Below are 20,120 nucleotides of genomic sequence, written 5' to 3' on the forward strand. Positions count from 1 at the left end.
GCGTCATGAAGTTGTTACATTCAATTCATGACGCTTTCTGCCTTAATCCGAACCACTTGCCTGTGCCTTGTGCTGGCACCGGCCGCGCAGGCTAAATCTCCGATTGCCGAGGTGATTTGCGAGCCGACAGACCGGATGCACGAAAAGCTTGAACGTCAGTTCGGCGCGGAACGTGCGGCGACCGGCATTCGCGGGCCAGAGCAACTGATTGAGGTCTGGACCAGCAAATCCGGTGACTGGACGATGGTGGTTACCTATGCGACCGGGACGTCCTGCATCGTTGCGATGGGCGAAAACTGGTACACTCATGCCAAGGTTGACCCGGCGCGAGGGTAAGGTTCTCTAACCTTTGAAAAATGGTCAACGGCCGGTAATTGGCCGTTGGCCTGTTTTGATAACCCGCTGAACGCGGTTGTTTTACAGTGGCTTCAAATCAGCTGCCATTTGGCGGCCGTCGCGTCCGTCTTGCAGCTCGTACGAGACTTTCTGATTGTCAGCGAGCCCGGTCAGACCGGACCGTTCAACGGCCGAGATATGAACAAATACGTCCTTGCCGCCTTCATCGGGGGCAATAAACCCGTAGCCTTTCGTGGTATTAAACCATTTCACGGTGCCAGTTGGCATTTCCCGTGTCTCCTTCTACTTTCACGTTGTCCCACAAAATTGGTGGGGGCAGTGGTTGACGCCGCCGCAACACGTCACTGTATCGCCCACACGATACAGCCCGGATTGCGTGTTTCGTCTTTTTCAACATTGCATGGTGAAGTAAAAAATCAAGAATTACCGAAACAATCAGGCAAAATTGCTGAAATATGAACCAAATACAGGAGACCCCTGCAGATGCACCTCTATGGCCTGAAAACCTGTGATACATGCCGCAAGGCATTGAAATCACTGCCGGATGCCGAATTTATCGACGTTCGGGCCGACGGTGTGCCGGTTTCGGTGCTTGCGCGGGCTTTTGACACCTTCGGCGAGGCTTTGCTCAACACCCGCTCGACAACCTGGCGTGGATTGGATGATGCAGAACGCGCGCGGCCACCGCTGGAGTTGCTCGCGGACAATCCGACTCTGATGAAAAGACCTCTGATCGAGCAAAACGGCACGCTGTATCTGGGCTGGAGTGCAGAAACGAAACAGGGGCTTGGCGTTGCGTGACCGGGTAACTATGTGAATTGACGCAAGTTAGAGGGTTTTGAATGCGCAACGCAGCTATGATTCTGGGCGTCATTGCCGGCCTGATCGGGATGATCGTGGGTTTTGTCGGCTATGGCTATGTCGAACTGATCGACACCTATGGTGAGATCGAGGGTGTGGCCGAACAGGTGGACAACGCGCAGGTCGTACAAATGGCCTCGATCATCGCGCCTTTGCTGGCCATTGCTGGTGGTGCGATGGCCCATGCGCGGGCCCTGGTCGGGGGCGTGTTGCTGCTGATCTCAGCCGCTGGGATGTACTACGCCTTTGGTTTCAATGTATTCACGATGTTCCCGGTGGCGTTTGCAGCCGTGGCAGGCCTGCTTGGGCTGGCCGCGGGTAAACCGGACGAGCCCAAGGCACATTTCTAGATCACTTGATGCGCAGGATGCGGTCCAGCGACAGCGGGCCTGCGCCGTTGATCACGATCACTAGGAACAAGAATGACCACATCACGCGCTGGTCCATTAGCGTGATTGCATTGTCGAACAAACTACCCAGCTTTACGCCGTGGCCGGTGACGTCGGTTGCTGTTTGCACCCAGATGAATCCGATCATCCCGACAGCGGCCAGCCGCGTGAACAGACCTACAAGCAGCAGCGCAGGCAGAACGAATTCGGCAACGGTGCCAAAGAAAATTACGATGCGCTGGAACAAAGTCATTTGCGTCACGTCATACAAAACCGCTTCGGCCGCTTTCGGAAAGATCTGACCAAATGCGCCCGCCGAAGGCGAAAAAATCGAACCGTCGATTTTTGTCATCGCCGAATTCCAGAAGTAAAACAGCAGGACCGCGATAAAAACAACGCGCGCCAATGTTGGCGTCAACCAGCCAGCGGTCAATTCCAACCGTCCCAGGGTGTTGTTGTGCAATGAGATCAGGGCAGTCATGTCGCCAGCCTTTCGATAGTCACAGAAGTTATTGCGCCGCCCTGCAAAAGCAGCGCCAGAGTGGCCCCAAGGTCAAATTCGGGGAATTTGGCCGCTGTTTCTTCAAACGCGTCACCAATGGTTTGCCCGGCCTGCAGGCCCGCGATCCAATGCGCGCCGCCCGAGGGCAGCACACGCGGGATCGGGTCATAGTCGGGCCGGGTGATCAGGACAGCCTCGGGGCCGGGCGCGGGCTTGGGCGCGTCCTCTTCGGTGTTGAAGCGCCAGATCGAGAAAACCGGCCAGTCCGAGGCCAGAACCTGCATCGACGGGGCAAAGCCCAGCCGGGCCCGCATGATATCTTCCGGAGGCACGGCCAGCGCATCCGCAGGAGCGGGCGTGCTGTCCGCCGCATGGTAAGATCGACGCAATGCCAGTTCCAGCCGTGCGACGTCGGGCAAGTAGCCCAGATGGGAAAGCTGCTCCATTCCGGTCAGGAAATCCGGGAACGCTTCGCCATAGAACATCATCATGGGCGAAGAGGGCGGGTGTTTGCGCAGGAATATACCTGCCAAACCATCCATGTTCTGCGGTCCCAAAAGCTTGGTGATCACCGGAAAGGCCTGATGCATCGCCTCGGTCAGGGATACGGCCACGTTGTTGCGGTACACGCTGAACCGGCGCCCGGCGGGTTGTGCGGCGGCGTCCAGCAACCCTTCGGGCATGGTTGCCGACGGGTCTAGCAGCGCAGCGTGGAAGGTTGCTTGCGAGACACTCATGCCGGAATGCGGTCCAGGGCCGCCTGTGCACGCTCTGCCTCGGCCCGCAGAACGGGCCAGTCGGGGACATCCGTGTCCCATTCGATCAGCACCGGTTTCGGGCCCGAGCGTTCCAGAACGTAATCCAGCAAGGTCCAGACCGGATCGACCACTTCGCGGCCGTGGCTGTCGATCAGTAGTGGGTGGCCGTGGTCGTCTTGGTCCTCATCATGTCCGCCGAGGTGAATTTCACCCACCTTGTCCAGCGGATAGGCGTCGATATAGCCCTGCGGTGAGAAATCCAGATTGGTGGCCGAGACAAAGACGTTGTTCACGTCTAGCAGCAGGCCGCAGCCCGTGCGACGCGCAATCTCGCGCAGAAAGTCCGGCTCGGACCATGTGCTTTCCTCGAACGTCAGATAGCTGGAGGGGTTTTCCAGCAGCATCTGCCGCCCAACGGTTTCCTGCACCTGATCGATATGGTCACAGACGCGGGCCAGGGTGGCATCGGTGTAGGGCAGGGGCAGCAGGTCGTTCAGGAAATGGCTGTCATGGGTGGACCAGGCCAGATGTTCGGAAAAGCTGGCAGGGTTGAGCCAGCCGACCAGATGTTTCAGACGGGCCAGATGATCTGCATCCAGTGATCCCTCGCCGCCGATCGACAAGCCGACGCCATGGACGGAAATCGGGAATTGCTCGGACAGGTGGCGCAGCTGTGCAATTGGACGGCCACCGTCACCCATGTAATTCTCGGCGTGAATCTCAAGCCAGGCAACGGGATTTGCGTGATCCAGAATCTGCGCAAAGTGCTGGGGTTTGTAGCCAACGCCCGGTGCCGCGGGTAGCTTGTTCGGTCTGGTCGAATTGTCCAACATGTGCGTGCTCTCCGATCACGAAAAAGAGGCGAGCGATATGGCCCGCCCCTTCGGTTCTTGAAAGCTTGGGCTTATGCCGGCAGGTCACGGTCCAGCGGTTCCAGCGAACCTTTGCGGTTGTCCGGCAGTTCGATATCGGCGCAGGTGCCCGCGTCGACCAGAGTCCAGGCGTTGCCCTGATAATCTACGGTTGAAGTACCCGCGCAGGTGGTGCCGGGGCCTGCGGCACAGTCATTCTGACCGGCCAGCGATACGCCATAGCATTTTTCTTTGGCTTGTGCGGTGGCAGTGGTTGCTGCGCCCGAAACGGCGGCTGCGACTGCGCTTGCGATAACCAGGGTTTTTGCGGTGTTCGACATCTCGGTAATCCCTTTTGATGACTGCGTATGTCTGCTTGTGACAATGACAAAGGTAGTGCTTGCAGGGCTGCAGTTGAATTCACGAGCCCGTGTCTCACAACCCCGTCAGGACAAGTCATGTCCCCTTGCAGGTTAACAAACTGTTTTTGAAATGAAAAAGAGTAATTGTTTCAATCCGGCCCCAAAATCGGGGCCGGATTTCCGGCAATATGGTGCCGAATGTTACAGCAGGTCGGGCGGAGTGGCGGCCTGCGACAGCTCTTTTGTTACAACGTCTAGCGGTTGAACCTGCGTCTGTTTTTCACCCAAGCGACGGACGCTGACGGTGCGCTCTTCCACCTCGCGGTGGCCGACGGCCAGAATGACCGGCACCTTGCCGACCGAATGTTCGCGCACTTTGTAGTTGATCTTCTCGTTACGGATATCGGCCTCGGCCCGGACACCTGCGGCTTTGAGCGTTTCAACCACTTCGTTCACGTAATCATCCGCTTCGGACGTGATCGAGGCCACGACGACCTGACGCGGGGCCAGCCAGAACGGCAGTTTGCCCGCGTGTTCTTCGATCAGGATGCCGATGAACCGTTCGAACGATCCCAAAGTGGCTCGGTGCAGCATGACGGGGCGATGTTTGCCGCCGTCGGCGCCAATATAGGTGGCGTCCAGGCGTTCAGGCAGGACGAAGTCCACCTGGAAGGTGCCGCACTGCCAGTCGCGACCGATGGCATCTGTCAGGACGAACTCCAGCTTTGGACCGTAGAAGGCGCCTTCGCCCGGGTTCAGTTCCGGCTCGATCCCGGCGGCGCGGGTGGCGGACAGCAACGCAGATTCGGCCTTGTCCCAGACCTCGTCCGATCCGGCGCGGGTTTCGGGGCGATCCGAGAATTTCACCGCAAACTTTTCGAACCCCAGATCCTTATAGATCACGCTAAGGAAGCGTATGAATTCAGCGGTTTCGGCTTCGATCTGCTCTTCGGTCGAAAAAATGTGGGCGTCATCTTGCGTAAAGCCGCGCACACGCATGATGCCGTGCAATGCGCCCGAGGGTTCATACCGGTTGCAGGACCCGAATTCGGCCATGCGCAACGGCAGATCGCGATAGGATTTCAGGCCCTGTTTGAAGATTTCAACATGGCAGGGGCAGTTCATCGGCTTGAGCGCGTTAACGGCTTTCTCGCGGGCATGTTCTTCGTCCACTTCGACGATGAACATGTTTTCCTGATACTTGTCCCAGTGGCCGGACCGTTCCCACAGCTTACGGTCTACGACCTGCGGCGTGTTCACCTCGACATACCCGCCCTTGCGCTGCTGTCGGCGCATGTAGTCCTGCAGCAGGGTGTAGATGGTCCAGCCGTTGGGATGCCAGAAGATCTGACCGGGCGCTTCTTCCTGCATGTGGAACAGGTCCATCTCGCGGCCCAGCTTGCGATGGTCGCGTTTGGCGGCCTCTTCCAGCATATGTAAGTAGGCTTTCAGCTTTTCTTTGCCGGTAAAGGCCACGCCGTAGATACGCTGTAGCATCGCGCGATCGCTGTCGCCGCGCCAATAGGCGCCCGCGATGGACATCAGCTTGAACGCATCGCCCGGAACCTGACCGGTGTGCTGCAGGTGCGGGCCACGGCACAGATCCTGCCAGTGGCCGTGCCAGTACATGCGCAGCGGCTCGTCACCCGGAATGGCTTCGATCAACTCGACCTTGTAGGGCTCGTTATTCGCCGTATAGAACTCGATCGCACGCTGGCGGTCCCAGACCTCGGTGGTGACGGGGTCGCGCTTGTTGATGATCTCTTTCATCTTTTTCTCGATGAGGCCGAGATCTTCAGGCGTGAACGGTTCCTCGCGGTCAAAGTCGTAATACCAGCCGTTTTCGATGACGGGGCCGATGGTGACTTTGGTCGCGGGCCAGATTTCCTGCACCGCACGCGCCATGATATGCGCCAGATCGTGGCGGATCAGTTCATTGGCCTGAACCTCGTCCTTCATGGTGTGGATGGCGATGTCGGTATCGGCGTCGATGGGCCACTGCAGGTCCCAGTGCTGGCCGTTTACCGTGGCCGAGATGGCCTTTTTCGCCAGCGAAGTTGAGATATCGGCAGCCACCTGCGCGGGCGTAACGCCTGCGTCATAAGATCGTGCATTGCCATCGGGAAAGGTGAGAGAGACGGATTTTGAATCCAGGGCCATATCGGCTCTCCTCGTCGGTTTGGCGCCCACTGAACGCCCGGTTGCGGGTTATGTGTGTTCGGCTCATCTGGCAGGTGCGACTTTGCCTGTCAAGAGCGGAAGGTCATGACGCTTACGCTGCGGGACAGTTGAATTCGGCAATTGCGACCACCGGGCTAGCGTGCATGATATCCCTCAAACAGAAAGAGGGTTTCATGGCAGCGACGGAATTTCTGGAAACACCGCAGGGACGGCGGTTGGCCTATCACAAAAGCGAAGGCACTGGCCCGACCATAGTTTTCCTGGGCGGCCTCAAGTCGGATATGGAGGGCACCAAGGCCGTACATCTTGAGGCTTGGGCGCAGGAGCGGGGGCAGGCGTTTTTGCGGTTCGATTACTCCGGTCATGGCGAAAGCTCGGGCACGTTCGAAGAAGGGTGCATCGGCGACTGGCATCAGGACACGATGGCCGCGGTTTCAGAACTGACCGAAGGGCCGCTGATTGTTGTCGGCTCCTCGATGGGCGGGTGGCAGGCGCTGTTGCTGGCCAAGGCGATGCCCGAGCGGATTGCCGGGATGGTCACCATAGCGGCCGCGCCGGACTTTACCGAAGACGGCTATTGGGCGTCGTTCAACGATGAACAAAAAGCGGCTTTGGATACCGTCGGCCATGTCGAACTGCCTTCGGATTACATGGAGCCCTACATCATCACCAAACGGATGATCGAAGACGGGCGGCAGCAGTTGGTGTTGCGCGACGCGCTGGAGCTGCCATTTCCCGTGCGATTCCTGCAAGGCACGGCAGATACAGCGGTGACCACCGAAACGGCTGTGCGGTTGCTGGACCACGCCAGCGGCGACGACATGCGCCTGCTGCTGGTCAAGGATGCCGATCATCGCTTCTCGGACGGCCCCTGTCTGGGGTTGATCGAAAACGCGGTGCTTGAGGTGATGGGGATCACCTGATGCAGCGGTTTGGTTGGATACTGGGCCGCCTGCTGCTGGTGCTGATTGTCCTTGGCGGGGTGATCTACTGGTTCGGGCCGCGAGAGGAGGTCGACCTACACCCGCGCTTTGATCCGCGCAAATTCGGCGAGGGGGTTCAGGTCTATTTCGAAAGCACGGAATCCGCCTTTGACGACATCGTTCCGGGTGTCGAGAAACGGGTCATCTGGCAGGATGGTTTCAAGGAACAACGCACGCCGATTTCGGTCCTTTATGTGCACGGCTTTTCAGCCTCGTCCGAGGAAATTCGCCCGGTACCGGATCGGGTGGCCGACGCCCTTGGGGCCAATCTGGTTTACACCCGGTTGCAAGGTCACGGACGGGGCGGCAGTGCGATGGGCGAGGCGACCGCGTCTAGCTGGATGCAGGATATGGCCGAGGGGCTGGCGGCGGCGCGGGCCGTGGGCGACAAGGTTGTGGTCATGTCCACTTCAACCGGCGGAACGCTGGCTGCGGCGGCCGCATTAGATTCAGAGCTCAGCCGGGATGTAGCGGCGATGATTTTTGTCTCGCCCAATTTCGGAGTGAACACGCCCGGCGCTGGGCTGCCCGGTCTGCCCTGGGCGCGACACTGGCTGCCCTTGGTTATGGGAGAAGAGCGGGACGTTTCGGGCCCGGACCCCGAGCTGAACACCTATTGGACATCGGTCTACCCGTGGGAGGCGGTCGTGCCGATGACGGTGCTTGTTGAAACTGTCTATGCGCTGGACTTCTCGGGCGCACAGGTGCCTGCGCTGTTCTGGTTCTCGGACGACGATCAGGTGGTGCGACCGGACCGAACTCATGAGGTCGCAGAAAGTTGGGGCGGTTCTTCGACGGTCAATCTGGTGACGATGGGGCCGGGGGACGATCCCGCATCGCATGTTATTGCGGGGCGGCTGATGTCGCCGGGGCAAACGGATGCAACGGTGACTGGCATTCTGGACTGGCTAAAAGGGATAGGAGTCGAGTAGCGATGCGCAAGCCTGGCAGCATGTGGAGCCTTGAAACGCTTGGCCGCGTGCGCCTATCCCGGTATTTCTTCATGCGGGATTTCCTGTATTCCGAAATCGGAAATTTCCATGAAAAACAAAACCTTCCCGACAATCCCAATCTGGCCATCGAAACCGGCCGCGCGTTTTGCAAGACCCTGATGGACCCGCTTGAGGAGACCTTTGGGCGCATCGCGGTCCGGTCCGGATATCGCTCGCCCTCGCTGAACCAGTTCGGGAATGAAAACCGGCTGAACTGCGCACGAAATGAGCACCCTCTGGAGTGCCACATCTGGGATCGGGGCGAGGGCGATGCGCGGATTGCGGGTGCCTCGATCGTCATTCCGTGGTTCGCTGATCAGTACGATTCCGGGAGGGACTGGCGCGATCTGGCGTGGTGGATGCACGACCATCTGGACTATTCCGAGATCTGGTTCTTTCCCAAGCTCTGCGCCTTCAACCTTGTCTGGAGACCCATACCGCTCCGCCGCATCGACAGCTATATCGCGCCGCGCGGCTGTCTGCTGCGACCGGGGGACGAACCGAGCGAAGACCTGTCGGCGCGACGCCAGAGATACGCGGATTTCCCGGCCTTCCGGGGCATCAACTATCCCTGAAGTTTAACTTGCCCGAAGCCGCAAAACGCCTCATCCTGTTCTCAAAGAGTACAGACCGACAAGGTCGAATGTTACGAGGCCCCGCGTGATTGAGCCGCTGGTTTTATTGCCCGAAATGATGTGCGACGCACGGATTTTTGAACCCCAGATGAACTGTCTTTCGCGTCAGCGTGCTGTGATGGTTGCGCCGGTTTCACTGGGGGAGCGGATTGAAGAGATCGCTTCGGATCTGTTGGACCAGTTGCCGCATCGTTTTGCGCTGGGCGGGCTTGGTCTGGGCGGTGTGGTCGCACTTGAGCTTATTCGCCGCGCGCCGGACCGGGTGTCGCGCCTGTGCCTGATGGCAACGGATGCGCAGGCCGATACGCCGCTGCTGGCGGCCGCGCGTGAGGAACATTTGGTAGGCGCGAAAGCAGGACGGCTGGAGGACGTGATGCGGCGGATCATCGGGTCTGACACGTTGGCCCCCGGGCCTAAACGCATTCCCATTCTGAACGCTCTGATTGAAATGGCGCTGGATCTGGGGCCTGCGGTGTTTGAACGTCAAATCCGCGCCCTGCAGCGGCGCCCGGATCAGCAGAGCGAACTGCGGCGCATCAGGGTGCCGACATTGGTTCTGTGCGGTGCACATGACACGCTGACACCGCAGCGAAAGCAGGCTTTCATGGCGGACCTGATCCCCGGCGCCGAACTGATGGTCGTCGCGGATGCGGGCCACCTGCCGACGATTGAAGCGCCCCGAATTGTAAATGATGCACTGAAGGATTGGCTTGGTGTGCCTACGCGGGCGGCCTATGTGTAGTACTTAGCGCGCTCAGCCTTGCTCAGGATTGTTGGCGCTGCCACAGGATCACCGTTGTCTGTTTTGAAGAACGGCGTGTTTCTCCAACCGCCCGAAGCCCAGGATTTCGCCAGGCGCGTCAGCAATCCGATCGCCGCATAGCGTATTTTTTCGTGCGACTGCGTGCCGTCCGGCTGCGGTACAAAGCCACGAGTGGTGACAGGGCCAAGCGCACCGGGATCGGGGATGCGTTTGACGAGGAAGCCGGCGAAGGGGAACTTGGCGGTTCGCGACGTCGTCGCAATCGGGGCGTCGCAGCAATCCGCGTACCAGCGCAGCATCCCCTTGGGGCTGAGCTGCATCAGCGCAAGGTGTTCGGCGCCGCTGTCGATGCGGATGTCTTCCGGGCTCATTTGCAACACGTCGACAGGGCCGGGGGCCGGGTCTGGTTGTCCGAAATACAGCTGAGCCGCGCGGCAATCATGGCAATAGCAGGAAACATGGGTGCCGGTTCGCACACCGGCAGCCGTGATATGCCCGCTCAGGGTGCCGCAAGTGCAGGAGAAGGGCAGTTCCTCGGCCACTCTCCTGCGCATGAAGATCAGGCCACCTTGTTGCTGTTGGCAGCGCGGCGGGGCGATTTGCGCGAATTGGTGTTCATGAAGTCGATCACCAGCGGTCGGATATTGTCGCGCCAGCTGCGCCCGGCAAAGATGCCATAGTGACCGGCACCGGGTTCAACATGGCTGGCCTTTTTCGAATCCGGCAGGCCAGTGCACAGATCCAGCGCCGCGATGCACTGGCCGGGGGCCGAAATGTCATCATTGGCGCCTTCGACCGTCTTGACCGCTACATCGGTGATCTTGCCGATATCGACCTTGTGACCGGCGACCACGAATTCATTCTTCGCGATTTCACGGTTTTTGAAAATGCGCTCGACCGTGGACAGGTAGAACTCGGCTGTCATGTCCATGACGGCCAGATATTCGTCGTAGAACCGATTATGGGCATCGTGATCTGACGCTTCATCGCGCATCACACGCTGGATCTGGTCCGAGAATGCCTTGGAGTGGCGGTCTGCGTTCATCGACATGAAGGACGCCAGCTGCAGCAGGCCGGGATAGACCATGCGGCCAACGCCTTTGTACTTGAAGCCGACGCGCTGGATCATGGTTTCTTCCAGCTGGCCCATGGTGACACGGCGGCCAAAGTCGGTCACGTCGGTCGGGGTGGCGTCGGGATCGACCGGGCCACCGATCAGGGTCAGGGTGCTGGGCTGCGCCTTGGGCTCGACCTCGGCCAGGTAGGCGGTCGCAGCCAGCGTCAGCGGTACGGGTTGGCAAACGGCCACAACATGGGTGTCCGGGCCAAGCTCTTTCATAAAATCGACAAGATAGAGGGTATAGTCCTCAACATCGAACTTGCCTTCGGACACGGGGATGTCGCGCGCATTATGCCAATCGGTAATGTAAACTTCGCAGTTGACCAGCAGACTTTTCACGGTCGACCGCAGCAGCGTGGCGTAGTGTCCCGACATCGGCGCAACCAGCAGAACCTTGCGGGGCTGTTCCTCGCGACCGTTTACCCGGAAATGGACCAGATCACCAAAGGGGCGTTCAACGACGGTGGTGATGTCGACCAAATGGTCCTTGCCGTCCTCGCAGGTAAATGTGCGAATGCCCCAGTCTGGTTTGACGATCATGCGTTGGAATGTCCGCTCGGTCACCTCACCCCAGGCAGCCATCATGCTGAAGGCGGGGTTGGGAACCATGGCGAACATGGGATAAGATGCAATGGCGCTGGCAGTTGCGCCCATCCACTGGTTGGTGTTGCGCATCGTTTCCATCAAGTCGTAAGTCATCATGTAGCGCATGAAAAAGGGGCCTCCTGCGTGTCAGCCTGTTTTAGTTCGGACCATTCGCCGCTTTGCCCCCCAAGACCCACGACGTTATTCTGCATAGCAGCGAGGTTAGGGGGGAATTGTTAAAATGACAACAAGTGAAGACCAGATGCCAGAATTGACAGAAGAAAACATTGAACGCCTTAAGGAAAATATGGAGAAGGTCGAGGAGCTCTCCAAACGTCTGATCGAAGTCATGTCTTCGAAAAAGTCGCATACCCCTGCTTTGGACGGCCCGAATCAGGAGCTTTTCGCACGAGCAGCAACCGCATATTGGACCGAAGCTTGGCAGAATCCCGCCAAGTTGTTGGAGCAACAGATTGAATACTGGGGCAAATCGGTTCTGAACTTTGCCGAAGCGCAGCGGGCGCTGACCTCCGGCGAGGTTGATGACGACGACCCCAAGCCCAGCGATAAACGGTTTTCCAACCCTCTTTGGGAAACCAACCCTTATTTTCGCCTGATCCGCCAACAATATCAGACCAATTCCGAAGCCATCGCCCAGGCCGTCGCCTCGGTCGAGGATCTGGATGCAAAGGACAAACGGCGCCTGCGGTATTTCTCGCAGCAGATCGTTGACATGATGGCGCCTACGAATTTTCTGGCGACAAACCCGGACGCGTTGGAGAAGGCGGTTGAAACTGAGGGCCAGTCGCTGATCAAGGGACTTGAGAACCTCGTCTCGGATCTTGAAGCCAACGACGGCGAACTGGTTGTGAAACTGGCCGACGAAAGTGCCTTTGAGGTTGGCGGCAACCTGGCAACGACGCCCGGTGACGTTGTGTATCGCAACCGCATGATGGAACTGATCCAGTACAAGCCTGCGACCGAAACGGTCCACGAAACGCCGATCGTCCTGTTCCCGCCCTGGATCAACAAATTCTACATTCTCGACCTCAAGGCACAGAACAGCCTGATCAAATGGGTGACCGAGCAGGGCTATACCCTGTTCGTCGTCAGCTGGGTCAACCCGGATGAAAGTTATGCCGAAACCGGGATGGAGGATTACATTCAGGACGGGTTCCTGACCGCGATCGAAGAGGTCAAGAAGATCTGCAAGGTCAAGCAAGTGAACGCGATCGGATATTGCATCGCGGGTACAACGCTGAGCCTGACGCTGGCGCTGTTGAAACAGCGCGGCGATAAATCGGTCAAGTCGGCCACGCTGTTTACGGCCCTGACAGACTTTTCCGAACAGGGCGAGTTTACGCCTTTCCTGCAAAATGACTTCATCGATGGGATCGAGGAAGAGGTGAACAAAGAGGGCGTGCTGCGCTCGTGGATCATGGCGCGCACCATGTCCTTCCTGCGTTCACGCGATCTGGTTTATGGCCCGGCCATCCGCAGCTATATGCTGGGCGAGGTGCCTCCGGCCTTTGATCTGCTGTTCTGGAATGGCGACGGGGCCAACCTTCCGGCCAAGATGACGGTCGAGTATCTGCGGGGCCTGTGCCAGCGCAACGAATTCGCCACCGACGGGTTTGAGTTGTTTGGTCACAAGCTGAAACTCAGCGACGTGGATGTGCCGTTGATGGCGATCACTTGCGAGACGGATCATATCGCGGCGTGGAAAGACTGTTATCGCGGTGTTCAGAAGATGGGGTCGCGAAACAAGACTTTCGTGGTGTCCGAGTCCGGCCATATCGCGGGCATCATCAATCCGCCCAGCAAGAAGAAATACGGACATTACACCAACCCGGATCTGAAGGCGGATGCCGACACCTGGATGAAAGAGGCCGATTTCCACGAAGGCTCGTGGTGGCCCCTGTGGGAGGCGTGGCTGAAGAAACGTTCAGGCAAGCAGGTCCCGGCCCGTGATACCGGTGATTCGGATCATCCTCGTTTGGCCCCGGCACCTGGCACTTATGTCGTGGCCCATCCAAACGGCTGATTTCACTTTGAAACTTAAAAATTCTGCGCCGCAGCAAGAAAAAACTTGAAATGCTGCGGCGCAGCATTCATATTGTCCTCAAGCTGATGAAAGCCGGGGTGGGCCCGGTTCGGCAATAAGGATTAGGACAATGGCAAAGACTCAAGACTTTACCGCGACCCTGAAAGAAATGATGGGCGCGTTCCCTGTTGACACCACCGCTCTGGAAGGTGCTTTCAAATCGACCGCAACCCTGAACGAAAAACTGTCGGGCGTTGCTCTGGAAGCCGCAGAAAAATCGGCTGAAATCTCGAACAAATGGACCAAGGACACCCTGGCCAAGCTGACCGAGATGTCGAAAGCAAAGACCGAGCCGGCTGACTACGCAAAAGCCGCAACCGATTTCGCAAGCGCTTCGGCTGAAGTTGCTGCTGAAAACATGGCTGCTTTCGCTGAAATCGCGAAAAAACTGCAGACCGAAACCGTCGAGCTGCTGATGGCTGCAGGCAAAGAAGCTGCTGAAGACGCAACCGCTGCCGTCAAGAAAGCCACCAACGACGTAACAGCTGCTGCCAAGAAAGCTGCAACTGCAAAGTAAGTAAGGCCGCGAGGCGCACCCGTTCCTCCCATCTGGTGCAATCGCGTTGGGCAGGTCTTTTGGCCTGCCCTTTCTTTTTGTTCTGCACTCGCATAATCTCTGCTGCAACGCATCATCCTTGGGGAGGGCAAACGGTGCCAGAACAAGAAAAACCACTGTTGATAAAACGCTATGCAAGCCGCCGGCTGTATAACACCGAGACCAGCGACTATGTCACGCTGGAGGATATCGCGACCTTTATCCGCGACGGGCGTGAGGTGCAGATCATCGATCTGAAAACCGGAGACGATCTGACCCGGCAATACCTGCTGCAGATTATTGCCGAACATGAAAGCCGCGGCGAAAACGTACTGCCAGTGAATGTGCTGAATGATCTGGTCCGCAGCTACATGATCCCGGGCGGGGGAATGATGCCGCAATTCCTGCAAAGCTCGTTCGAGATGCTGCGCGAAAGCCAGAACAAGATGATGGAAAACATGAACGCGATGAACCCGATGTCGCAGATGCCGGGGTTCGAGGCGATGCAGGCGCAGCAACAGGCGTTTCTGAAGGCGATGACCGGTGGCCTGTCGGGTAACTGGTCCGGGCCGGACAAGGATGACGAAGACAAGCCGGAATCCAAAGAAGACCTGGACGACATCAAGAAGCAGCTTGCGGAGCTGCAGCAGAAACTCTCCAAGCTGAACTGACCGCGCCAAGGATGCGCTGGCTGATCCTGAGTATCGCACTGCTTTGGATGCAGCCTGCGCTGTCGCAGGGTGTTTATTCGGAAAACTGGTCTTCGGTCTGCAGGCTGGGGACACAGTCCGGGTCTGGGTGTGATGCTATTCGCAACCGCGAGATTTTGGATGCGGGCCAGCCTCCGTGGAGTGCCATTGGTCGGATCAACTTTGCCAGCCGGGATCAGAGGTCCCATTGCACCGGTGTTCTGGTGTCGGATCGGCTGGTCCTGACCGCTGCGCATTGCCTCTACAACACGCCTCGGAAACGGTGGATTCCGCCCTCCAGTATACGGTTTGCCGCCGGATATCAGCGTGGATCAACTGCTGCTGTGTCCGATGTGGCGGGGTATCGGGTGCATTCCGATCAGGGCAAAGACGGTGCGTTTGACGATCGTTCTGATCTGGATTGGGCGGTTCTGGAACTCAGCGAGCCGATTGGTCAGCAGGCCGGGTATTTGCCGCTTGCAAATGCCGAGGATGCGTCGGCTTTTGTAGCAGGGTATCCCGGGGTGCGGCCACATGTACTCAGCCGAACCGAAACCTGTCCTCCGCGTCTATATCAAGGCGGTATTCTGTTGGCGATTTGTCCTGTGATGATGGGGGATTCCGGTGCACCACTGTTGGTGGAAACACCCGCCGGACTGCAGGTGGCAGCAATCCTGTCCGGCGTAGCCGCAACCCCCGAAGGGGTCACGGCGCTGTTTCTATCGACCGAGTTGTTCGACCTCGGCCCGCAATAGCCGTCAGGTGCCGTAGACCGGAACCGGGCCGGTCACTTCGCCGACTGAGGCCAGCAGGATGTCGGCGATGATATCCAGTTCTTCGCGTGTCAGGCGCACTGGCAGGCGGACGTCACAGGCCTTCATCAGCATGTCGCGAGTCTGCGGCAACTCGAACTTCTCGGGCAGGAATTGCCAGTTCCAGAAGGCGCGGGCGTTGTCCTCGCTCAGGCCAAAGACCTGAACCTTGACACCGCGCGATTCAGAGGCGGCGGCGAAGGCGCGGATCTCGGCCTCGTCCATCCCGACCAGGTTGAACTGGATCGAATCCGGCGCACGGCGTTCGGGTGCCAGCGGGGCAGGGACGTCGATGTAATCCGAGGTGTTCAGGCGTTCGGCCACATAGTCGTGGTTCGCCAGCCCGTCTCGCACACGGCGTGCCAGTTCCGGGATCTGCGGGCGGATCACGGCGGCGCTCAGGTTGCTCATGCGCAGGTTGTAAAGCGGCAGTTGGTTCTGCCAGCGGGCAAAGGCCTGTTCCAGCTCGGGCGAGTTGTCGCCGTGCGGGCCTTTGTGTTTTTTCCAGTTGTGCTCATAGGCGCCGGACATGATCACGGCGCGGGCCACCAGATCGGCATCGTCAGTGATCAGGATGCCACCTTCGCCCGCGTTGATCATCTTGTAGGACTGGAACGAGAAACAGCCGACCTTGCCGATGGTGCCAATGTTTTGCCCGTGCCAGGTGGTGCCCAGCGAATGGGCTGCGTCCTCGATCACAGGGATGTCACGCTCGTTGCACAGGGCCATGATCGCGTCCATGTCGGAAGTATGACCGCGCATGTGGCTGATGATCACCGCCTGAACGCTATCCAGCTTGGCGGCGAAATCCTCCATGTCGATGCGATAGTTCTCAGCCACTTCGCACAGCACCGGAATGCAATCCGCGTGGACGATCGACGACGGCACGGCCGCAAAGGTGAAGCCGGGGATCAGAACCCGTGCGTCCCGCGGCAGGCCTAACGCCTTCAGCGACAGGAAAAGGGCGGCCGAGCAGGAAGAAACCGCAAGCGCGTATTTCGTTCCCAGCAGTGCGGCGAATTCAGCCTCAAGCAGAGCGACCGGCGCATCCTGCGGCGCGGTATAGCGGAACAGGTCGCCCGACTGCATCAGGGCGTCGATGGCGTCTTTTGCTGCTGCAGGGATGGGTTCGGCGTCGTGGACATTTGGAGGAAGCGTCATATTTGATTTTCCCAAATTCTATCTTTGGGAAAGATAAAGCTAAACATGGAGCAATAAAACCCCTCAATCGCCTCATGGGCGAAAATTCACCAATCTGTTGCAATTTCTTAAGGTCAGACCCCGAGGCGATCCCGCAGGGCGAACCACGTCATTGCCAGCACCAGCAAGGGGCTGCGGAGGGTGGGGCCTCCAGGAAAGGGCAGGGCGGGAACGCGGGCCATGGTGTCAAACCCTTCGGCCTGTCCCTGAATGGCCAGCGCCATCAGTTGCCCGGCATGGGTCGCCGTGCCAACCCCGTGGCCGGAATAACCCGAAGCGGACAGGATATTGGGCGCAACCCGCGCCAAATAGGGCATCCGCCGCATAGTGATCGCCAGGGTGCCGCCCCAAGCATAGTCGATCTTGACGTCGCGCAGATGCGGGAAAATCTCGGTCATTGGTTTGCGGACCTTGGCGGCGATGTCGGCGGGGAAGCGGTAGCCATAGCTCTCGCCGCCGCCGAACAGCAGCCGGTTGTCGGCGCTGAGGCGGAAGTAGTTCACCACGAATTTTGTGTCGGCGACGGCCACGTCGCGGGTCAGGACGCGGGCGGCGTCTGCGCCCAGAGGCTCGGTCGCGGCGATGAAGTTGTTGATCGGCATGACGCGGGACGCCACCTTGCCATTCAGATCGCCAAGATAGCCGTTACAGGCCAGAATGACGTGATCGGCCGTCACCTTGCCCTGTGCGGTATGCACGGTGGCCGGAGTGCCTTCCTCAATTCCTGTAACCTCGGTGCACTCGTGGATGCGCACGCCGGCCTTTACAGCGGCTTGAGCCAGCCCCAGTGCGAAATTTAGCGGGTGCAGATGCGCGGCGCCCATATCCAGGTAGCCGCCGCGATAGGCGGGCGACGGGCACAGTGCGTGGCCTGCGCCCTCGTTCAGCAACTCCATCTGGTCATAGCCATACCGGTCAGAAAGATGCGCCGCATGGTCATGTAGTTCCTGCTGCTCGCCACTGCTCAGGCCCAGGACCGCCACGCCGGGTTTCAGGTCGCAATCGATCTGGTGCTTGGCAATCAGCGACTTGACCAGATCCTTGGCATCCTCGGCCAGATCCCAGAGCTTTGCTGCGTCGTCATTCCCGACCAGTCGCTCAAGGTCTTCCTGATCCATCCGTTGCGCGCTGCCCAGCTGACCGCCATTGCGGCCCGACGCGCCGAACCCTACCCGGTGCGCTTCGAGCAGCACCACGTCGAGCCCGGCTTCGGCCAGATGCAGCGCGGCAGACAGGCCGGTATAGCCTCCGCCCACCACGCAGACATCTGCTTTCACTTCCCCCGTCAGCGCGGGATACCGGTCGATCGGATTGGCCGTCGCGGCATACAAACTGGCCGGATACTCGGCTTTGCGGTCATTGGAATAAAGCAGGTTCATCGCGCGCCTCAGACGTTCATCAGCAAGTGCTCACGCTCCCACGGAGAGATGACCTGCAGGAATTCCTCATACTCGGCGCGTTTGACGATGCCATAGACGCGGGCAAACTCGGGGCCGAGAACTTCGTGCAGGGCGGTGGCCTCATCGAACAGGTCCAGCGCGTTGCCCATGACCTGCGGGATATCGCCGTCGCCTTCATAGGCGTCGCCATAGAACTGGCGGCGCGGGCGCTCCTGCTGGATCAGACCCAGATACCCGCAGGCCAGCGACAGGGCGATGCCCAGGTAGGGGTTGCAGTCCATTCCGGCGATGCGGTTCTCCACCCGGCGCGCCTCGGGGCCTGACAGAGGAACGCGGATGCCGGTGGTGCGATTGTCACGTGCCCATTCCAGATTGATCGGGGCGGCGTGGTCTTTCACATAGCGGCGATACGAGTTCACATAAGGCGCCATCACCGCAAGACCTGCGGGCAGGTGGTTCTGCAGCCCGGCGATGAAGTGATAGAACGCGTCCGTCTCACCGCCTTGCGGACCCGAGAAGATGTTCTGCCCCGTCTCGATATCGATGATCGAGTGGTGGATGTGCATGGCCGAGCCCGGCTCATCCTCGATCGGCTTCGCCATGAAGGTGGCAAAGCAGTTGTGACGCAGGGCGGCCTCACGGATCAGGCGTTTGAAATAGAACACCTCATCGGCCAGCTTGACCGGGTTGCCGTGGCGCAGGTTGATCTCCAACTGACCGGCGCCGCCTTCCTGGGTGATGCCATCGATCTCGAAGCCCTGATGCTCGGCAAAATCATAGATGTCGTCGATCACAGGGCCGAATTCGTCCACGGCGGTCATTGAATAGGCCTGACGCGCCGCGGCGGGGCGACCCGAGCGGCCCATCATCGGTTTGATCCCCTGCGCCGGGTCTACGTTCGGGGCAACCAGAAAGAACTCCATCTCGGGCGCGACAACCGGCTTCCAGCCCTTGTCGTGGTACAGTTGCACGACGCGTTTCAGCACGTTGCGGGGGCTGAACGGGATTGGGTTGTCGTCCCGGTCATAAGCGTCGTGGATCACCTGCAGCGTCCAGTCGCCAGTCCACGGCGCAGCCGACGCTGTGGTGAAGTCAGGCTTCAGGATCATGTCCCGTTCGATGAACCCGTCCTCGCCCGCGGCTTCGCCCCAATCACCGGTGATGGTCTGGTAAAAGATGCTGTCGGGCAGGTGGAAATATGATTGCTTGGCAAATTTCGACGCAGGCACTGCCTTGCCGCGTGCGATGCCGGGCAGGTCCGAGATGATGCACTCGACCTCATCCAGTCGTTGGCCTTCGATATAGGTCCGGGCTGCTTGTGGCAGCTGATCTTTCCAGTCGGCCATCAGGCCCTCTCTTTCTTCAGAAAATCGGCCATGTGCTGCGCGATCTTCGGATTGTCATCTTTTGTGGGCAAGCGTTTGGCCGCTGCCTTCATCAGGTCATCGGGCACTACGCCCTTGCCGCGGGTTTCCATCAGGCCATTGATAAAGCCGTCGCCGTATTCCGGGTGCGCCTGAACAGTCCAGATCGTGTCGCCATAGGCGACCATGGCGTTGCGGCAGAACGCGTTCGAACCGGTCACTTTCGCCCCTTCGGGCAATTCGACAACTTGGTCCTGATGCCAGGCGTTCAGGGTCACCGTCTGCCCGTCATAGTCATAATCCGTCCGCCCGACGGCCCAGCCGCCCGAGAACTTTTCGACTTTGCCGCCAAGTGCCTGCGCAATGATCTGGTGGCCGAAACACACACCGATCAGGGGCTGACCGTTTTTCCAAACGTCGCGAATGAAGCCCTCCAAGGGGGGAATCCACGCGTGGTCTTCATACGCCCCGTGGCGCGAGCCGGTGATGATCCAACCGTCGGCCTGATCGGCGCTGTCGGGGAACTGATTGTCTACAACCGCATAGCTTTCGAACTCAAAGCCGTTGCCATCCAGCAGAGTGCGAAACATCGCGTCATAGGCACCGAATTGGTCGCGCAATTCGTCAGGCGGGTGGCCGGTTACTAGGATGCCAATTTTCATGGGTCACCAAATTTG

Annotated in this window: 23 protein-coding genes; 11 read left to right on the forward strand and 12 right to left on the reverse strand. The window is 59.1% G+C overall.

Annotated features, from left to right (window positions below):
- Positions 1-27: 27 nt before the first annotated feature.
- On the forward strand, positions 28-336 hold the full coding sequence (locus tag ACR0KW_RS09380; RefSeq protein WP_480804747.1) for a hypothetical protein: 309 nt from the start codon (positions 28-30) through the stop codon (positions 334-336).
- Between the two features lie 81 nt (positions 337-417).
- On the opposite strand, the gene ACR0KW_RS09385 is transcribed toward ACR0KW_RS09380, so the two are convergent.
- Positions 418-624: a cold-shock protein gene (locus ACR0KW_RS09385; protein ID WP_008758035.1), complete on the reverse strand. Its 207-nt coding sequence runs from the start codon at positions 622-624 to the stop codon at positions 418-420.
- Between the two features lie 216 nt (positions 625-840).
- Here ACR0KW_RS09385 and ACR0KW_RS09390 point away from each other — a divergent pair, with 216 nt between their 5' ends.
- Both ACR0KW_RS09390 and ACR0KW_RS09395 read left to right on the forward strand, forming a co-directional pair.
- Positions 841-1,158 carry an ArsC/Spx/MgsR family protein gene (locus tag ACR0KW_RS09390; protein WP_480804748.1) on the forward strand — a complete coding sequence of 106 codons (318 nt, stop codon included), beginning with the start codon at positions 841-843 and terminating at the stop codon, positions 1,156-1,158.
- 41 nt (positions 1,159-1,199) lie between these two features.
- Entirely contained in the window at positions 1,200-1,568 is a 369-nt protein-coding gene (locus ACR0KW_RS09395) for a hypothetical protein (protein WP_480804749.1), read from the forward strand.
- A 1-nt stretch (position 1,569) separates the two neighbouring features.
- On the opposite strand, the gene ACR0KW_RS09400 is transcribed toward ACR0KW_RS09395, so the two are convergent.
- The 5 genes from ACR0KW_RS09400 to thrS all read right to left on the reverse strand — a co-directional run bounded on the left by ACR0KW_RS09400 (position 1,570) and on the right by thrS (position 6,240).
- Positions 1,570-2,088, reverse strand: a complete 519-nt coding sequence (locus ACR0KW_RS09400) for a DoxX family protein (protein WP_480804750.1) — start codon at positions 2,086-2,088, stop codon at positions 1,570-1,572.
- Positions 2,085-2,846: an HvfC/BufC N-terminal domain-containing protein gene (locus tag ACR0KW_RS09405; RefSeq protein ID WP_480804751.1), complete on the reverse strand. Its 762-nt coding sequence runs from the start codon at positions 2,844-2,846 to the stop codon at positions 2,085-2,087. Before ACR0KW_RS09405 ends, ACR0KW_RS09400 begins: the two co-directional genes overlap by 4 nt.
- The gene (bufB, locus tag ACR0KW_RS09410; protein WP_480804752.1) at positions 2,843-3,700 is read right to left on the reverse strand and encodes an MNIO family bufferin maturase; all 858 of its coding nucleotides are present in this window, start codon (positions 3,698-3,700) and stop codon (positions 2,843-2,845) included. The genes ACR0KW_RS09405 and bufB overlap by 4 nt, the downstream gene beginning before the upstream one ends.
- Positions 3,701-3,771: 71 nt before the next feature.
- On the reverse strand, positions 3,772-4,059 hold the full coding sequence (locus tag ACR0KW_RS09415) for a BufA1 family periplasmic bufferin-type metallophore (RefSeq protein WP_170325388.1): 288 nt from the start codon (positions 4,057-4,059) through the stop codon (positions 3,772-3,774).
- Positions 4,060-4,281: 222 nt separating this feature from the next.
- A complete protein-coding gene (gene thrS / locus ACR0KW_RS09420) occupies positions 4,282-6,240 on the reverse strand; it encodes a threonine--tRNA ligase (RefSeq protein WP_480804753.1) in 1,959 nt (652 codons plus the stop codon).
- A gap of 194 nt (positions 6,241-6,434) precedes the next feature.
- Between thrS and ACR0KW_RS09425 the strand changes: the two genes are divergently transcribed.
- From ACR0KW_RS09425 to ACR0KW_RS09440, 4 genes are all read left to right on the forward strand, one after another.
- Positions 6,435-7,184 carry an alpha/beta fold hydrolase gene (locus ACR0KW_RS09425; RefSeq protein ID WP_480804754.1) on the forward strand — a complete coding sequence of 250 codons (750 nt, stop codon included), beginning with the start codon at positions 6,435-6,437 and terminating at the stop codon, positions 7,182-7,184.
- The gene (locus tag ACR0KW_RS09430) at positions 7,184-8,176 is read left to right on the forward strand and encodes an alpha/beta hydrolase (RefSeq protein ID WP_480804755.1); all 993 of its coding nucleotides are present in this window, start codon (positions 7,184-7,186) and stop codon (positions 8,174-8,176) included. Before ACR0KW_RS09425 ends, ACR0KW_RS09430 begins: the two co-directional genes overlap by 1 nt.
- Before the next feature lie 20 nt (positions 8,177-8,196).
- Positions 8,197-8,811, forward strand: coding sequence for a hypothetical protein (locus ACR0KW_RS09435; RefSeq protein WP_480805056.1), 615 nt, complete (start codon positions 8,197-8,199; stop codon positions 8,809-8,811).
- An 85-nt stretch (positions 8,812-8,896) separates the two neighbouring features.
- On the forward strand, positions 8,897-9,613 hold the full coding sequence (locus tag ACR0KW_RS09440) for an alpha/beta fold hydrolase (RefSeq protein ID WP_480804756.1): 717 nt from the start codon (positions 8,897-8,899) through the stop codon (positions 9,611-9,613).
- Here the strand turns inward: ACR0KW_RS09440 and ACR0KW_RS09445 are convergent.
- Positions 9,604-10,188 (reverse strand): DUF6151 family protein, encoded by a 585-nt coding sequence (locus ACR0KW_RS09445; protein ID WP_480804757.1) that lies wholly within the window; start codon positions 10,186-10,188, stop codon positions 9,604-9,606. The genes ACR0KW_RS09440 and ACR0KW_RS09445 overlap by 10 nt on opposite strands.
- 5 nt (positions 10,189-10,193) lie before the next feature.
- Positions 10,194-11,465: a polyhydroxyalkanoate depolymerase gene (gene phaZ, locus ACR0KW_RS09450; RefSeq protein ID WP_480804758.1), complete on the reverse strand. Its 1,272-nt coding sequence runs from the start codon at positions 11,463-11,465 to the stop codon at positions 10,194-10,196.
- A 115-nt stretch (positions 11,466-11,580) separates the two neighbouring features.
- Between phaZ and ACR0KW_RS09455 the strand changes: the two genes are divergently transcribed.
- The 4 genes from ACR0KW_RS09455 to ACR0KW_RS09470 all read left to right on the forward strand — a co-directional run bounded on the left by ACR0KW_RS09455 (position 11,581) and on the right by ACR0KW_RS09470 (position 15,422).
- Positions 11,581-13,383: a PHA/PHB synthase family protein gene (locus tag ACR0KW_RS09455; RefSeq protein ID WP_480804759.1), complete on the forward strand. Its 1,803-nt coding sequence runs from the start codon at positions 11,581-11,583 to the stop codon at positions 13,381-13,383.
- 130 nt (positions 13,384-13,513) lie between these two features.
- Entirely contained in the window at positions 13,514-13,960 is a 447-nt protein-coding gene (locus ACR0KW_RS09460) for a phasin family protein (protein WP_480804760.1), read from the forward strand.
- Between the two features lie 134 nt (positions 13,961-14,094).
- Positions 14,095-14,649, forward strand: coding sequence for a polyhydroxyalkanoate synthesis repressor PhaR (gene phaR, locus ACR0KW_RS09465; RefSeq protein WP_480804761.1), 555 nt, complete (start codon positions 14,095-14,097; stop codon positions 14,647-14,649).
- An 11-nt stretch (positions 14,650-14,660) separates the two neighbouring features.
- Entirely contained in the window at positions 14,661-15,422 is a 762-nt protein-coding gene (locus ACR0KW_RS09470) for a trypsin-like serine peptidase (protein ID WP_480804762.1), read from the forward strand.
- A 3-nt stretch (positions 15,423-15,425) separates the two neighbouring features.
- On the opposite strand, the gene ACR0KW_RS09475 is transcribed toward ACR0KW_RS09470, so the two are convergent.
- The 4 genes from ACR0KW_RS09475 to ACR0KW_RS09490 form a co-directional block, all read right to left on the reverse strand.
- Positions 15,426-16,640: a DegT/DnrJ/EryC1/StrS family aminotransferase gene (locus ACR0KW_RS09475; RefSeq protein ID WP_480804763.1), complete on the reverse strand. Its 1,215-nt coding sequence runs from the start codon at positions 16,638-16,640 to the stop codon at positions 15,426-15,428.
- A 113-nt stretch (positions 16,641-16,753) separates the two neighbouring features.
- Positions 16,754-18,058: an NAD(P)/FAD-dependent oxidoreductase gene (locus tag ACR0KW_RS09480; RefSeq protein WP_480804764.1), complete on the reverse strand. Its 1,305-nt coding sequence runs from the start codon at positions 18,056-18,058 to the stop codon at positions 16,754-16,756.
- 8 nt (positions 18,059-18,066) lie between these two features.
- Entirely contained in the window at positions 18,067-19,425 is a 1,359-nt protein-coding gene (locus ACR0KW_RS09485; protein WP_480767918.1) for a glutamine synthetase family protein, read from the reverse strand.
- Positions 19,425-20,105 carry a type 1 glutamine amidotransferase gene (locus tag ACR0KW_RS09490; RefSeq protein ID WP_480804765.1) on the reverse strand — a complete coding sequence of 227 codons (681 nt, stop codon included), beginning with the start codon at positions 20,103-20,105 and terminating at the stop codon, positions 19,425-19,427. Before ACR0KW_RS09490 ends, ACR0KW_RS09485 begins: the two co-directional genes overlap by 1 nt.
- Positions 20,106-20,120: the final 15 nt, after the last annotated feature.

It is taken from the genome of Ruegeria sp. CG11 (assembly GCF_056537245.1).

Bases quoted from the DNA above. Each gene is read 5' to 3' on its own strand.
- ACR0KW_RS09470 (WP_480804762.1), top strand. From the start codon at position 14,661: ATGCGCTGGCTGATCCTGAGTATCGCACTGCTTTGGATGCAGCCTGCG.
- ACR0KW_RS09460 (WP_480804760.1), top strand. From the start codon at position 13,514: ATGGCAAAGACTCAAGACTTTACCGCGACCCTGAAAGAAATGATGGGC.
- ACR0KW_RS09490 (WP_480804765.1), bottom strand. From the start codon at position 20,105: ATGAAAATTGGCATCCTAGTAACCGGCCACCCGCCTGACGAATTGCGC.
- ACR0KW_RS09385 (WP_008758035.1), bottom strand. From the start codon at position 624: ATGCCAACTGGCACCGTGAAATGGTTTAATACCACGAAAGGCTACGGG.
- phaZ (WP_480804758.1), bottom strand. From the start codon at position 11,465: ATGCGCTACATGATGACTTACGACTTGATGGAAACGATGCGCAACACC.
- ACR0KW_RS09445 (WP_480804757.1), bottom strand. From the start codon at position 10,188: ATGCGCAGGAGAGTGGCCGAGGAACTGCCCTTCTCCTGCACTTGCGGC.
- ACR0KW_RS09475 (WP_480804763.1), bottom strand. From the start codon at position 16,640: ATGACGCTTCCTCCAAATGTCCACGACGCCGAACCCATCCCTGCAGCA.
- ACR0KW_RS09485 (WP_480767918.1), bottom strand. From the start codon at position 19,425: ATGGCCGACTGGAAAGATCAGCTGCCACAAGCAGCCCGGACCTATATC.
- bufB (WP_480804752.1), bottom strand. From the start codon at position 3,700: ATGTTGGACAATTCGACCAGACCGAACAAGCTACCCGCGGCACCGGGC.
- ACR0KW_RS09455 (WP_480804759.1), top strand. From the start codon at position 11,581: ATGACAACAAGTGAAGACCAGATGCCAGAATTGACAGAAGAAAACATT.
- ACR0KW_RS09435 (WP_480805056.1), top strand. From the start codon at position 8,197: ATGTGGAGCCTTGAAACGCTTGGCCGCGTGCGCCTATCCCGGTATTTC.
- ACR0KW_RS09380 (WP_480804747.1), top strand. From the start codon at position 28: ATGACGCTTTCTGCCTTAATCCGAACCACTTGCCTGTGCCTTGTGCTG.
- ACR0KW_RS09430 (WP_480804755.1), top strand. From the start codon at position 7,184: ATGCAGCGGTTTGGTTGGATACTGGGCCGCCTGCTGCTGGTGCTGATT.
- ACR0KW_RS09395 (WP_480804749.1), top strand. From the start codon at position 1,200: ATGCGCAACGCAGCTATGATTCTGGGCGTCATTGCCGGCCTGATCGGG.
- ACR0KW_RS09480 (WP_480804764.1), bottom strand. From the start codon at position 18,058: ATGAACCTGCTTTATTCCAATGACCGCAAAGCCGAGTATCCGGCCAGT.
- ACR0KW_RS09400 (WP_480804750.1), bottom strand. From the start codon at position 2,088: ATGACTGCCCTGATCTCATTGCACAACAACACCCTGGGACGGTTGGAA.
- ACR0KW_RS09425 (WP_480804754.1), top strand. From the start codon at position 6,435: ATGGCAGCGACGGAATTTCTGGAAACACCGCAGGGACGGCGGTTGGCC.
- ACR0KW_RS09390 (WP_480804748.1), top strand. From the start codon at position 841: ATGCACCTCTATGGCCTGAAAACCTGTGATACATGCCGCAAGGCATTG.
- ACR0KW_RS09415 (WP_170325388.1), bottom strand. From the start codon at position 4,059: ATGTCGAACACCGCAAAAACCCTGGTTATCGCAAGCGCAGTCGCAGCC.
- ACR0KW_RS09405 (WP_480804751.1), bottom strand. From the start codon at position 2,846: ATGAGTGTCTCGCAAGCAACCTTCCACGCTGCGCTGCTAGACCCGTCG.
- thrS (WP_480804753.1), bottom strand. From the start codon at position 6,240: ATGGCCCTGGATTCAAAATCCGTCTCTCTCACCTTTCCCGATGGCAAT.